Annotated in this window: 11 protein-coding genes; 4 read left to right on the forward strand and 7 right to left on the reverse strand. The window is 73.9% G+C overall.

The features are described from left to right. Positions 1–10: 10 nt before the first annotated feature. Positions 11–916: a serine hydrolase gene (locus tag BKA00_RS34575; RefSeq protein ID WP_185032231.1), complete on the reverse strand. Its 906-nt coding sequence runs from the start codon at positions 914–916 to the stop codon at positions 11–13. Beyond that, positions 913–1,884, reverse strand: coding sequence for a LysR substrate-binding domain-containing protein (locus BKA00_RS34580; protein WP_185032233.1), 972 nt, complete (start codon positions 1,882–1,884; stop codon positions 913–915). The genes BKA00_RS34575 and BKA00_RS34580 overlap by 4 nt, the downstream gene beginning before the upstream one ends. A 155-nt stretch (positions 1,885–2,039) precedes the next feature. Between BKA00_RS34580 and BKA00_RS34585 the strand changes: the two genes are divergently transcribed. After that, the gene (locus tag BKA00_RS34585; protein ID WP_185032235.1) at positions 2,040–3,689 is read left to right on the forward strand and encodes a penicillin-binding transpeptidase domain-containing protein; all 1,650 of its coding nucleotides are present in this window, start codon (positions 2,040–2,042) and stop codon (positions 3,687–3,689) included. Between the two features lie 77 nt (positions 3,690–3,766). On the opposite strand, the gene bla is transcribed toward BKA00_RS34585, so the two are convergent. The 3 genes from bla to BKA00_RS34600 form a co-directional block, all read right to left on the reverse strand. Further along, positions 3,767–4,720, reverse strand: a complete 954-nt coding sequence (bla, locus tag BKA00_RS34590; RefSeq protein ID WP_185032237.1) for a class A beta-lactamase — start codon at positions 4,718–4,720, stop codon at positions 3,767–3,769. Positions 4,721–4,828: 108 nt separating this feature from the next. Continuing rightward, positions 4,829–5,863 carry a magnesium transporter CorA family protein gene (locus tag BKA00_RS34595; RefSeq protein WP_185032239.1) on the reverse strand — a complete coding sequence of 345 codons (1,035 nt, stop codon included), beginning with the start codon at positions 5,861–5,863 and terminating at the stop codon, positions 4,829–4,831. A 65-nt stretch (positions 5,864–5,928) separates the two neighbouring features. Continuing rightward, on the reverse strand, positions 5,929–6,942 hold the full coding sequence (locus BKA00_RS34600) for a LacI family DNA-binding transcriptional regulator (RefSeq protein WP_185032241.1): 1,014 nt from the start codon (positions 6,940–6,942) through the stop codon (positions 5,929–5,931). A gap of 123 nt (positions 6,943–7,065) precedes the next feature. On the opposite strand from BKA00_RS34600, the gene BKA00_RS34605 reads away from it, so the two are divergent. After that, entirely contained in the window at positions 7,066–8,274 is a 1,209-nt protein-coding gene (locus BKA00_RS34605) for an MFS transporter (RefSeq protein ID WP_185032245.1), read from the forward strand. Positions 8,275–8,289: 15 nt separating this feature from the next. On the opposite strand, the gene BKA00_RS34610 is transcribed toward BKA00_RS34605, so the two are convergent. Continuing rightward, the gene (locus BKA00_RS34610; RefSeq protein WP_185032253.1) at positions 8,290–10,077 is read right to left on the reverse strand and encodes a dolichyl-phosphate-mannose--protein mannosyltransferase; all 1,788 of its coding nucleotides are present in this window, start codon (positions 10,075–10,077) and stop codon (positions 8,290–8,292) included. 85 nt (positions 10,078–10,162) lie between these two features. Between BKA00_RS34610 and rsmI the strand changes: the two genes are divergently transcribed. Next, positions 10,163–11,020, forward strand: coding sequence for a 16S rRNA (cytidine(1402)-2'-O)-methyltransferase (gene rsmI, locus BKA00_RS34615; RefSeq protein ID WP_230298953.1), 858 nt, complete (start codon positions 10,163–10,165; stop codon positions 11,018–11,020). Positions 11,021–11,158: 138 nt separating this feature from the next. Further along, a complete protein-coding gene (locus tag BKA00_RS34620; protein ID WP_185032255.1) occupies positions 11,159–11,461 on the forward strand; it encodes a hypothetical protein in 303 nt (100 codons plus the stop codon). 12 nt (positions 11,462–11,473) lie between these two features. On the opposite strand, the gene BKA00_RS34625 is transcribed toward BKA00_RS34620, so the two are convergent. Continuing rightward, positions 11,474–12,913: a glycosyltransferase family 39 protein gene (locus BKA00_RS34625; protein ID WP_230298954.1), complete on the reverse strand. Its 1,440-nt coding sequence runs from the start codon at positions 12,911–12,913 to the stop codon at positions 11,474–11,476. Between the last annotated feature and the right edge of the window lie 766 nt (positions 12,914–13,679).

The following is a 13,679-nucleotide window of genomic DNA, read 5'->3' on the forward strand; positions in this document are numbered from 1 at the left end:
ACAGGCGCGTTCAGGGCCGGCGGAGCGACTCCACGGCGATCCGGGCGGCGGAGCCGATGACCGCGTCGGCCTCGGGGAGGACGGCGACGGGCAGCGTCGACCTGGTGAACACCGCCACCGCGTAGCGGGCCCCGTCGGGGTACTCGACCGCGCCCACCTCGTTGCGCAGGGTCGGCAGGGTGCCGGTCTTGCCGCTGACGACGACGTCGTCGTAGGGGAACCCGGACGACAGGCGGTGCGGCCAGACCTGGAGGCCGAACAGGCGGCGCATCGCCGCCGACTCGGCGGGCGGGGCGGCCTCGTCCCGCCAGATCATCGACAGCAGCCGGGTCATGTCGCGGGGCGTGCTGCGGCTCGTGCGGAGGGGGTCGAGGGCGCGCAGCCGGCCCTGGAGGCCCGGCTCGTCCAGCCGCGCCCAGACCTCGGCGACGCTGCCCGCCCCGGCGTCGGCGAGCAGGGTCTCGTGCAGGTCGCGGCCGTTGCCCTCGATGACGGTGTGGCGCAGCCCCAGCTCGGCGGCCGCCGCGTTGACCGCGTCCAGGCCGACCCGGTCCATGACGACGTCGGCGGCGGCGTTGTCGCTGACGGTGATCATCAGGCAGGTGAGGTCGCGCAGCGACATGCGGACCTCGTCCAGCAGGGCCGACACGCCGGTCGGTCCGGCGGTGCGGTCGTCCGGGCGCAGGGTGACCTGCTCGGCCGGGTCCAGCACGCCCGCGGCGGCCTGCCGGTGGAACGCGACGAGCAGCGGCACCTTGAACACCGACGCGAGCACCACCGGTTCGTCCGCGCCGACCGCGACGTCCCGTCCGGTGTCGATGTCCACGACGTGCAGGAACCCGGTCACGCCGGCGGACCGGAACGCCGCGTTGATCCGCTCCGGCGCGCTCGCTCTCCTGGCGGGCACCTCGCTCATGCCAGGAACCCGGAGGACGGGCGGGGGACGACCCGGCGGGCCGGCGCGCGGTCGAGCGGGGCCATGCCGGCCTCGTCGCGCAGGACCGCGGTCGCGACGGCGGTGAAGTCGGCGATGGCGCGCGCGTGCTCGGGATCGCGGGCCCGGCGCCAGGCGCACGACGTCCGCCAGGCGAGCGGCTCGCCCGCCAGCGGCCGCCACACCGCCCCGGCGGTGTCGTCGGTGCGCGGGACGAGGGCCACGGCCGTCCCGGCGAGGACGAGCCCGAGCGCGAACCCCGGGTGCCGCGCCTCGTGGACCGCCGCGGGCGCGTACCCGTGCCGGCGGCAGCCCGCGAGCATCTCGTCGTGGGCGCCGGGAGCCTCCTCGCGCGGCGGGACGACGACGTCGCGGGTGCCGAGGTCGGCCAGGTGCACCTCCGGGGGCGCGTCCGGCCGGGCGGCGACGTCGCCGCCGGGCAGCAGCACGCCGAGCGGCTGCGCCAGCATCGGGCCGAGCTCCAGCCCGCGGGCGTCGCACGGATGCCGCACCACCCCGGCGTCCAGCGCGCCCTCGGCGAGCGCGCGGATCTGCTGGTCGGTGCCCGTCTCGCGCAGGTCGAGCCGCAGGTCCGGGCGGCGCTCCCGGAACGCGGCGATCAGCGCGGCGACCACCCGGCCGCCGAGGTCGCTCGGCAGGCCCGCGCGAACCGTCCCGACCTCGCCCAGCCGGGCCCGCTCGGCGACGGAGTAGATGCGGTCCACGCGGGTGAGGATGTCACGCGCCTCCTCCAGCAGCAGCCCGCCGGGGGCGGTGAGCCGCACCCGCCGGCTGGACCGGTCGAACAACCGCACGCCGAGCTCCTTCTCCAGCCGCTGGATACGCTGGCTCAGCGGCGGCTGCGCCATGCCGAGGCGCTCGGCCGCGCGGCCGAAGTGCAGTTCTTCGGCGACGACGACGAAGCACCGCAGATGCCCGACCAGGTTCACGAACAGGGATAATACCAAAACGGATATTGCTCTGGACCGATATCAATCTTGGACTTTTCGGGCGGCGCCTGGTGTCCTTGTGCCCCCATCGGTCATCCGCGCTCTCGGCGGATCGCCCGGCCGGTGGGCCGGACAGGGGGAGAAGGAGTTCGACGATGCGCCGATCCCGTGTGCTCGCCGTCGCCGCGGTCGTGGCGGCGGTCGTGATCGTGGGGGCGGGGGCGGTGTGGTTCCTGCGCGACGGTGACGATCCCGGAGACGCCGCGAAGCGCTACCTCGCGGCCTGGAGCGGCGGCGACTTCGCCGCGATGAAGGCACTGACCGACGCCCCGCCCGCCGACTTCGAGACGCGCTTCAAGCAGATGCGGGACGACCTGGGGGCCGTCCGGCAGCGCTACACGGTCGCCTCCGTGGGGCGTCCCGAGGACGGCAGGGTCGGCGGGGCCTACAGCGCCGAGGTGACGCTGGCCGGCGACCGGGTGTGGAAGTACAGCGGGTCGCTTCCGATGGTCGACAAGGACGGAGACTGGCTCGTCCGCTGGTCGCCGCAGGTCATGTACCCGCAGCTCAAGGAGGGGCAGCGGCTGCGCGCCGCGCGCGCCTGGTCCGACCGCGCCCCCGTCCTCGCGGCGGACGGCAGCGACCTCTCGTCCTCGCCCTCCGGGTCCGCCCGGCAGCTCGCCGGGCAGGTCGGCCCCGTGTCCGCCGAGGCGGCGGGCAAGCTCGGCGCCCCGTACCGCAAGGGCGACCCGGCCGGCGCGGACGGCCTCCAGCAGCAGTACGAGCGCCGCCTGTCGGGCAAGCCCGCGCTCGCGGTGCAGATCACCGACGCCGAAGGCACCCCGGTGAAGACGCTGCAGCGGTTCGGCGGCGGGGCGGGCAAGCCGGTGAAGACGACCATCGACCCGAAGGCGCAGGCCGCCGCCGGGCAGGCGGTCGCGGGGGCGGCCAAGCCGGCGTCCATGGTGGCGCTGCGCCCGTCCACCGGTGAGATCCTCGCCGTGGCGAACCAGCCCGGCGGCTACAACCGCGCGCTGATGGGCCGGTACCCGCCCGGCTCGACGTTCAAGGTCGTCACGGCCGCCGCGCTCGTCGCGGGCGGGATGGCCCCGACGACGGACGTCGCCTGCCCGGCGACCACCGCGGTCGGCGGCCGGTCGTTCCACAACTACAAGCACGAGGACTTCGGGACCGTCCCGCTCCGCGAGGCGTTCGCGCACTCCTGCAACACCACGTTCGCGCGCCTCGCCGTGGACAAGCTCGGCGAGAAGCGGCTCGCCCAGGTCGCCTCCCAGTTCGGGTTCAACGCCCCGATCATCGCGGGGCTGCCCGCCGTCCGCGCCGCGTTCCCCGCCAACAAGGACGACACCTCCTTCGCCGCCGCGTCCTTCGGGCAGGGCGAGGTGCTGACGAGCCCGCTCAACATGGCGAGCGTCGCCGCCGCCGCGGCCGACGGCACCTGGCGCTCGCCCCGCCTGGTCGACGCGTCCCTCGCCGCGCAGGCCGCCGACGCCGGAGGCCGCAAGCCCGAGCCGCCGAAGCGGCTGGAGCCCGCCGTCGAGAAGGCCCTGCACGCCCTGATGCCGGCCGTCGTCAGCGAGGGCACCGCCTCCGGGGTCGACTTCCCGGCCGGGACGGCGGGCAAGACCGGTACCGCGGAGTTCGGCGGGGGCGACAACCCGCCGACCCACGCCTGGTTCATCGGCTACCACGAGGACGTCGCCTTCGCCGTGATCGTCGAAGGCGGCGGGACCGGCGCCGAGGCGGCCGCCCCCATCGCCGCGAAGTTCCTCAGGGCGCTCTGAGCCCCGGCGGCCTCTGACGCGCGTCGCCCCTGGCACCGGACGTCCGGTGCCAGGGGCGATGGTCATGACGCGGTCTTCTAGCGGAGTGCGCCGGCGAGGACGCGGGCGGTCTGGGCGACGGCCTTGTCGTCGGTCTCGGCGTCGGGGGTGGGCCCGTTCGTGGTGATCACGATGATCAGCGGCGCGCCGGACGGCGGCCAGGCGATCGCGATGTCGTTGGCGGTGCCGTAGACCCCGCCGGTGCCGGTCTTGTCGCCGACCGTCCAGTTCTTGGGGAGCCCGGCTCGGATGCGCTTGTCCCCGGTGACGGTCGCCTTCATCCAGCCGGTGAGCCGCTCGCGGTCGGCCGGGACGAGCGCGTCGCCGACGGTGAGGGCCCGCAGGTCGCCCGCCCACGGGCGCGGGGCCGTGGTGTCGCGGAGCTCGCCCGGCTTCCAGATGTTGAGGTCGGTCTCCCAGCGGTCGCTGCGGCTCACCGTGTCGCCGAGCGAGCGGAAGAAGGCGGTGAGGCCGGCGGGCCCGCCGATCTGCTTCAGCACCAGGTTCCCGGCGGTGTTGTCGCTCTGGGTGATGGCGGCGTGGCACAGGTCGGCGACGGTCATGCCGTCGTCCACGTGCTTCTCGGTGACGGGGGAGTACTCGACCAGGTCGTCCTTCGTGTAGTGGATCACCCTGTCGAGCAGGCCCGGGTCGGACCGCCGGGCCTTGCGCAGCACCGCGCCGCACGCCATCGCCTTGAACGTGGAGGCGAACGCGAAGCGCTCGTCCGGCCGGTGGGAGACCTTGCGCCCGTTCCCGGTGTCGATCGCGAAGGCGCCGATGCGCACGTGGTGGGTCGCCTCGAGGCGGCCGATCTGCTTGGTGACCTTCGTCTGCACGGGGTCGACGGCGATCGCGGACGCGGCGCCGCGCGGCGCCGCGCTCCGCACGTCCGGGTCCGCGCCGGAACCGCAGCCGGCGAGGCCGGCGATCGTCGTCAGGGCGAGAGCGGCGGCGCCGAGCCGCCGGTCGCGGATGCTGTGGGTCGTCATGCCGGAGAGCAGACCAGAGCCGCGAACGGGATGTCCAATATTGATATGGCCTAAGTCGCGATATGCAAACGCATATACGGGCGCCCTGACCTCGCCGGAAGCGGCGGGTCACAGCCAGTCGCGGACCTTGAAGATCACATACAGGGAGAGGCTGCAGACGACCACGATGACCGTGCTGGCGATGAAGCCGGAGTGCTGGGAGAACCCCGGGTAGGGGACGTTCTGCCCGTAGAACCCGGTGACGGCGGTCGGCACCGCGATGATCGCCGCCCAGCTGGTGACCTTCTTCATCACCTCGTTCATCCGGTTGCCCTGCAAGGCCAGCCGCGTCTCCAGCAAGTCGGCGACGAGGTCGCGCAGGGCGTCGGTCGACTCCCCGACGCGCAGGGTGTGGTCGTAGACGTCCTGGAAGTAGGGGACGAGCGGCGCTGGGATGATCTTCAGGTCGCGGCGCAGCAGCGTGTTGAGCACCTCCCGCATCGGCAGCGCGACCCGCCGGAGCGCGGTCAGGTTCTTGCGCAGCCGGTAGCTGCGCCGCTGGATCTCCTTGACCGGGAACGCGTCGTCGAAGACGAGGTCCTCGACCTCGTCGGCCTCGTCGTCGAGCGCCTGCACGGCCGTGAGCTGCAGGTCGATGACCAGGTCGAGCATCCCGTAGAGCAGGAAGGCGGCGGTCGGCTCGTCGAACCCGCCGTGCGGGGTCTGGTCCCAGCGCCGGATCAGCGCGTCCACGTCGAACCCGCGGTCCTGCCGGACCGTGACGAGGGCGCGCTCGCTGATGAACGCCGACACCTCGTGCATCACCAGCTCGCCGTCGGTCACCACCGGGACGTAGACGTTGAGGAACGCGTACCCCTGGTAGCGGTCGAGCTTCGCCCGCTCGTGCCGGGACACCGCGTCCTCGACGGCGACGGGATCGAGGCCGAGCTCGTCGGCGACCACGTGCAGGTCCTCGCGCCGCGGCGCGCACAGGTCGAGCCAGACGACGACGTCCGGGCGCTCCAGGTAGTCGCTCAGCCGTGAGACGGGGAAGCCCTCCGCCTCGATCTCGCCGCCGCGCCAGGCCCGCGTCCGCGGGGGTGCCGAGCCGATCCGGTTTCCCGGATCCTCTTCGAAGTCGGTCTCGGATGGATCGGATCCCATGCGCGCCTTATACCCCTGCTTTCCCAGGACATGAGGGGACGGGGCCGGCCGCGCCGTCCGGACGGTCAGCGGGCGCGCGGCGGCGCCGTCGAGCCGCGGACGACGAGCTCGCCCGGCAGGACGCGGGGGCCCGGACGGCGGCCGTCGAGGAGGTCGAGGAGCGCCGCCATGCCCTGCGCGCCCAGTTCCTCGGCCGGCAGCCGGACGGTCGTCAGCTCCGGTTCCAGCGCCGTCGCCAGCAGCACGTCGTCGAAACCGGTGACCGACACGTCGGACGGGACGTCCAGGCCCAGCGCCCGCGCCGCCTTGTACGCGCCCGCCGCGATCAGGTCGTCGTCGCAGACCAGCGCGGTCGGCGGCTCGGGACCGGTGAGCAGCCGGGTGGCGGAGTCCCTGGCCGAGGCGACGTCGATCGCGCAGCCGGCCCGGCTCAGGACGCCGCCCGCCAGGCCCGCGACGACCTCCGCGAGGGCGTCCGCGCGGGCGTGGAACGTCCACTGGTCCAGGGCGGCGGCCACGTGCCCGATCCGGCGGTGGCCGAGACCCGCCAGGTGCTCCGCGATCGCCCGCATCCCGTCGGCCACGCCGAAGTCGACGGTGGGGACGGGGGCGCCGGGACGCCCGGCCGGGCCGCTGTCCAGCGTCACGACGGGCGTCCCGCCGAACCCGCCGAGCGTCTCCGCGGCCATCGAGGACGCGAGGACGCCGTCGATCGCCTCGTCCGGCGCCGCGAACGGGCCGTCGGCGGGCCCCGCCGCGCCGTCCGGCCAGGTCGAGACGACGACGCCGAAGCCGTGCCGGGCCGCGACCCGCGCGGCGCCCGTGTAGACGGGGCCGAAGAACGGCGCGGTCAGGGTCGGCACCATCAGCAGGACGGTCCGGGTGGTCCCGAGCCGCAGGTTCCGGGCCGCCTGGTTGGGCCGGTAGCCGAGCCGCTCGGCGGCGCTCCGCACGCTGCGCGCGGTCGCGGGGGACACACGCCCGCTCCACTTGCCGCCGAGCACGAGCGAGACCGTGGACTGCGAGACCCCGGCCTCCTGAGCCACGTCCTTGCTGGTGGGGCGGCTGATGGCCGGCACCTGCGCCTCCCTGGGCGGATCGTTCTAACGAAATCAGACTAGAACGGGAGGAGCCGGAAGTGGTACGTATGACGGAGGTAATACGTATGACTGACAATTGAGACAGAATCCCGGGGGCCATCGATGCGCGGCTACGTCGTATTCCTGCGGAGGCCGTACGCGGGACGGCTGCTCGGCGGCACCCTGCTCGGCCGGCTGCCCAACGGGATGGGCATGCTCGCCGTCGTGCTGCACGTCCGCGCCGACGACGGCGGCTACCCCCTCGCCGGGACCCTCGCCGCGATCCTCGGGCTGGCGACCGCCGCCGGGCAGCCCGTCCTCGGCCGCGCCATGGACCGGTTCGGGCAGCCGCGCGTCCTGCTGCCCGCCGCCTGCGCCTCCGCGGCCGGGTTCGCCCTGCTCGCCGCCGTCGGCGCGGCCCCGCTCCCGCTGGCCGTCGCCGCCGTCTTCGCCGCCGGGTTCGCCACCCCGCCGCTCGAAGCCGGGCTGCGCGCCCTGTGGCCCGACGTCCTGGACGGCCCGGAGCAGGTCGACGCCGCCTACGCGCTCGACGCCGCGGCCCAGGAACTGCTGTTCACCGTCGGGCCGCTGCTCGTCGTCGCCGCGGCCGTCGTGAACACCGAGACCGCGCTGCTGATCACCGGCGTCCTCGGCATCGCCGGGACGCTCGTCGTCGCGCTGTCCGGGCCGTCGCGCCGGTGGCGGGGCGAGCCGCGCGCCTCCGACTGGGCCGGGCCGCTGCGGTCGCCCGGCCTGCGGGTGCTGCTGCTGTCGCTCGCCTGCGCCGGGATCGCCCTCGGCGTCTACTCCGTCGCCGTCGTCGCCTACGCCGAGGACCTGGGCTGCGATCTCGCCTCCGGGCTGCTGCTGGCGTGCATGGCGGGCGGCGCCCTCACCGGCGGGATCGTCTACGGCGCGCGCCGGTGGGCGGGCGCCGCGCACCGGCGCCTGCCCTGGCTGATGGCCGCGCTCGCCGCCGGATACCTCCCGCTCGTCCTCGCGCCGGGACTGCCCGTCATGTCGGTGCTCGCGTTCGTCTCCGGCGTCTTCCTCGCACCGGTGCTGGCGTGCAGTTTCACGCTCGTCGACCGGCTCGCCCCCGCCGGGACCGTCACCGAGGCGTTCGCGTGGATCGTCGCGGCGATCGGCGCGGGCGGCTCCGTCGGCTCGTTCGTCTCGGGCGTCGGGCAGGACGCCGCGGGCGTGCCCGGCGCGTTCGCGGGCGCCGGGGCCGGGGGCGTCCTCGCCCTGGCCCTGTGCCTGCTCGGCGCGCGGACGCTGCGCCCCGCCGCTGGCCCGGCCGTCACCGCGGACGCCGCCGCCCGGCTGTGACGGCCCGGCCGGGCGTCAGACCCAGCGGTCGAACCACATCCGCGCCTGCCAGTCCTCGTAGGGGATCGTCTGCGCGGACAGGATCGGGTGGAAGTACGCGAAGTTGGCCAGCACCACCAGCAGGAAGGCCCCCGCCGCGGCGGCGCCGATCAGCCGCCGGGCCCCGGCGGCCTGGACGGGCGGCGGCGGAGCGTGCGCCCCGTCCTCGCCATAGGGCGTGTGCTCGTCGTGCGGCGCGTTCCCGTCATACGGCGTGAGGGCCGGGGACGGGTCGGCGGGCGCTCCCCACGGGGGCGGGGGAGGCGGTTCGGAGGAGGCCGGCCGGGCGGTCGCGGGCCCCGCGTCGTGGCCGCTCTCGCCGGGGCGCGCCGCGTGCGCGCCCGCCGCCGAGGCGGGCGCCGGCCCTATCAGGTAGCCCAGCACCAGGACGACCGCCAGCACCATGAACGGGATCAGCGGCGTCGCGTAGAACAGGAACATCGTGCGGTCGGCGAACGCCGACGGGAACCAGGTCAGCCAGCCCGCGAGGAAGCCGAGCAGGATCGCGCCCGCCCGCCAGTCCCGCAGGATCAGCCAGATGAACGCCACCACGACCAGCGCGACCAGCGCCCCCCACCACAGGGCGGGCGTGCCGATCCCGAGGATCTCGCGTGAGCACCGCGCCGCGCCGCCGCACGCGTCCTTCGGCTCGGTGTAGAAGAACGCGACCGGACGGCGCAGGATCGGCCACTCCCACGGCCACGACTGGTAGGGGTGCTTGGCGTCCAGGCCCGTGTGGAAACCGAGCATCTCCGCGTGGTAGTGCCACAGCTCGGGCATCGCCTCGAACGGCCGCCACAGCGGGTTGCCCGAGACCTCGCCGCGCCCCCAGCCCCCCGGCTTGAAGATCCATCCCCACCAGGTCGCCAGGTAGGCGACCAGCCCGACCACGACGAGCTGCACGAACGCCGGGACGGCCTCCAGCAGCATCGTCCCCTGCAGCGGGGCCCGGACCCCGGCGGCGCGGCGGGCGCCGTAGTCCCACAGGACGGTCATGAGCCCGAACGCGGCGACGTAGAAGACCCCCGTCCACTTGGTGGCGCAGGCGAGGCCGAGGCAGACGCCCGCCCCCCACCGCCAGCCGTGCGCGAGGAACGGCCCGTACACCGACGTCCGGCCCTGCTCGATCCGCTCGGCGAGCACCCGGCGGGAGCGGTCCCGGTCGTTCACCAGGCAGGCGAACCCGGCGAGGACCCAGAACATCACGAAGACGTCCAGCAGCGCGGCGCGGCTGGTCACGAACGCCAGGCCGTCCAGCGCCAGCAGCAGCCCGGCGGCGCAGCCGAGCAGCGTCGAGCCCGTCATCCGGCGGGCGAGCCGGCACAGGATCAGCACCGACAGCGTCCCGACCAGGGCGGGCATGAACCGCCACCCGAACGGCGTCGCGCCGAACATCCACTCGCCGATCGCGATCATCCACTTCCCGAACGGCGGGTGCGCGACGAACGCGGGCCCGCTGCCCCAGATGCGGGCGTCCGGGTCGGCGATGAGCATCTTGTCGGCGCCCTCGACGGTGTTGTGCTCCCAGCCGAACCTCAGCAGGGCGAGCGCGTCCTTGGCGTAGTAGGTCTCGTCGAAGACCACCGCCTTCGGCGTGCCCAGCCGGTCGAACCGCAGGTACCCGGCGAGCGCGGTGACCAGCAGTGCGCCCAGCCAGGACAGCAGGGGGCTGCCGGGGATCGCCGGCGCGAGCCATTCCCGCAGCGCGGGGGGCCTGCGCCGGGACGCCGTGGCCGGGACCGGAGCCAGATCCGTCGTCGACATCCTGCGAGTTTATTTGCACTTCCCTCCTCCTTCAGGACCTTGGCGCCTTCCCTGGGACAATGGGCCGCGTGACGGGACGAGCGGGATGGGGGCCGTGATGGCGGCGGGGACGGGAACGCTGCGGCTCGCCGCGGCGCCGATCGGCAGGCCCGAGGACGCCTCGGCCCGGTTGCGGGCCGCGCTCGCGGAGGCGCCGGTCATCGCGGCGGAGGACACGCGGCGGCTGCGGCGGCTGGCGGGCGACCTCGGCGTCGAACTGGCCGCGCGCGTCGTGTCCTACAACGACCTGAACGAGCGGGAGCGGGCCGCGGGCCTGGTCGAGGACCTGCTCGCCGGACGGGACGTTCTGGTGGTCACCGACGCCGGGATGCCGGGCGTGTCGGACCCCGGGTACCGGCTGGTGCGCGCCGCGGTCGCCGAGGGCGTCCCGGTCACGGTGCTGCCCGGGCCGTCCGCCGTCACGACCGCGCTGGCGGTGTCGGGTCTGCCGACCGACCGGTTCTGCTTCGAGGGGTTCCCGCCGCGCAAGCCGGGGGAGCGGGCCCGCCGGCTGGAGTCACTCGCGGGGGAGCCGCGCACGATGGTGTTCTTCGAGTCGCCGCGCCGGCTGCCCGTCACCCTCGCGGCCATGGCGGAGGCGTTCGGCTCCGACCGTCCGGCCGCGGTGTGCCGGGAGCTGACCAAGACCTACGAGGAGGTCCGCCGGGGGACGCTCGGCGAACTCGCCGCGTGGGCCGGGGACGGCGTCCTCGGCGAGATCACGGTGGTGGTCGGGGGCGCGCCCGAGCCGCGGGGGCTGACGGACCCGGCGGAGCTGGCGGCGGCGGTCGCCGCGCGGGAGGCGGCCGGGACGCCGCGCAAGCAGGCCATCACCGAGGTCGCCCGGGAGAACGGCGCCCAGAAGCGCCTCGTTTACGACGCCGTTGTCAAGGCCAGGAAATAGTCACCCCCCTCAGAGCGATCCAAACGGGTCTCTCCGGGGCATAACCGATCCGGCGGCCTCCGGCCGGGGCATCCGAGCGAAGCAGACCAGGGGCGCCCAAGTGTCGCGCGGAAGACGGTCTGTGAGGGGGTGGGTGCCATGCACGAGGCATGGACGCACCACGAAGTGTGGGTCTTCGAGTGCCTGTGCTGCGAGGGTTCCTGGGACGAGGAGTTCCGGGTCCGGCACTCCGGTGACGGGCACGGCAACGCGGCCGTCATCTACGAGCGCCAGGGCCAGCCCTGCACGACGCCCTGGATGGACCGGTCCTGCCCGACCTGCGGCGGCCAGAACGTCAAGGCGCTGTCGGCGACGCACGGCAGGCATGACGACTTGCCGATCGCCCGCAGCGGCAGCGACGTGGCGATGGTCTTCCACCTCCGCCGCATGCACGCCTGGTAGCCGCAGCGGTGGTCAGGCGGTGACGCCCGCGGTCTCCGGGGAGTCCTGGGCCGCGGGCTCGGCCGGCGGGGTCGCCCGGCCCTCGCCGCGGCGGGTGAGGCGGCGCGTCCAGCCGGCCGCCGTCGCGCGGGCCTCGGGCCGGAACGCCAGCCCGGCGGCGAGCGCCGCCAGCGGGACGGCGGGCAGCACGTACCGGTAGTCGAACTCGGCGGTGGCGGCGGGCGCGAGCAGCAGCCCGGTGGCGAGCGTCCACGGCAGCAGCGCCTCGCCGCCGAACCGCCGCCACAGCGGGACCAGCCCGGCCAGGCCGAGGAGCAGGATGCCGCCGACCATGGTGCCGCGCAGGTAGAAGACGTCCTGGTAGCCGCGGGCGGCCCCGGCGAACGGCTCGACGACCTGCGTGCGGGCGTTGCCGTGCTCGTAGCCGCGCGCGTCCTGGGCGGCAGTCCCGCCGCCGGGCATGTGCCAGTCGGGAAGCGGCCTGCTCTTCTTCTCGAACTCGTACTGCGAGTACGTCGCCGGGTCGGGGAACACCGTGCGCTTCCACTGGAAGACGCGGAAGAAGTCGTGCGCGACGACGCGCGCGTAGTCGAGCGGCTGGGAGGCGATGGCCCGCTTGGCGAAGTCGTTGCCGAGCTTGTTGTTCTCGGGGCTGAACCGCGTGCCGGTGTAGCGGTTGAGGGGGGAGCGGGCGTTCCAGATGCCGTCCTGCGAGTTCGGCAGCCGGTTCGCGGGCTCGGTGCACAGCGGGTACTCGCTGACCGGCAGGTCCTTCATCCGGTGGCAGTCGGCGAACTTGTAGACGCGGGCGTACAGGAAGATCCCGTTGCTCTCGGTGATCGCGAACTTGTCGCTCTCCGCCTTGTACCAGCCCATGTAGCCGAGCACCGGCAGCAGGCAGGCGACCAGTGTGACGGCCATGAGCCGCCAGCCGCTGCGGCGGATCAGCATGTAGACCAGCACGCCGAGGAGCACCGGCATCCCGACCGAGCGGGTCAGCCACGCCATCCCGACGATCAGCCCGACCCCCGCGGCGATCTTCCAGGACGGCTGGTCGCGCCACAGCAGCAGCGTGACCGCGGACATCACCAGGAAGGTGAACGTGGTGTCCGACAGGACCAGGTGCTCCAGTTGCAGCTGGTAGGCGTCCAGCAGAACCGGCGCGGCCGCCAGCGCGGCGCCCCAGCCGGGCAGGCCGAACCGGCGCCGCAGCAGCGCGTAGATCATCACGCCCATGGCCAGGCCCATGAGGTGCTGGATTCCCGCGACGAGGGCGAAGCTGTGGAAGGGCTTGAGGGCGAGCAGCAGGAACGAGTACCCGTCGGGCCGCAGCGGGTGCGGGTACGGGTCCATCGCGACGTTCAGGTAGTCGAAGCTGTCGTTGAAGAACATCACCGGCTGGTAGCCGAGCATCGCCACCAGGCGGAGCAGCGCCGCTATGGCAATGATCACACTGAAGACCGGGTTCCGGCACGCCAGCGTCCACAATCCGCGGCCGCGTCCGCGACCCGCCTCGGCACTCTCCCCGGGCGTGTCGTCCGGCGTGTCGCCCGATTCCGGACGCACCTTTGTGTCCGTTTCCTGCGCGTCCTTAATGGACTCACCGGAAGCGGTGACCGTTATGCCGGATTCCAGACCTTCTGTCCCGGAATCGGGTGCGACGTTGCCGGCCTCTGACGAAGACTTGGCCGACTCCGGGGCGGTCTCCGCGCCCCCGGGCGCGTCGGCCGTGGTGCCCGGTGCGGCCGTCGCCGCCGCGGAGCCGGCCGTCGTCGCCAGGGCCGTCCCGCCCTGCGCCGACCCGTCGAGCGCGGTGCCTTGCGGCGTTTCCCCCGCCATCGCCGCACCTTCCCTTCGATGTCCGGCCCCCGGTCCGGTGGCATTGCGTTGGTCCAGGGCACTACGTTCGTCCACGGCACTGCGTCCTGCGGCGCGCGTCACAGCCGCCCACCCTTTCCGGGCCGCCGTGCCCGTATGCTTGACGTCCTAACATGCCGCCCGCGACGGTGCCGGATAGGGTTTTCCGGTTGCAAGTGGGCAACACGATACGGGTGCTCTTGACGAGAGCGGCCATCATGCCCCGCCCTCGGCGGGCATCATGAACGCCGACGGGCCGTCCCGATGAACAACACGCGGAACAACAGAGATTAGTGGAAAACGCCGCAGACGGTCAGCAGGTGTAACAGGGTCACCAAGGGTAACGACGCCACCAGGGGTA

Source organism: Actinomadura coerulea, from assembly GCF_014208105.1.
GTDB classification, from domain to species: domain Bacteria; phylum Actinomycetota; class Actinomycetes; order Streptosporangiales; family Streptosporangiaceae; genus Spirillospora; species Spirillospora coerulea.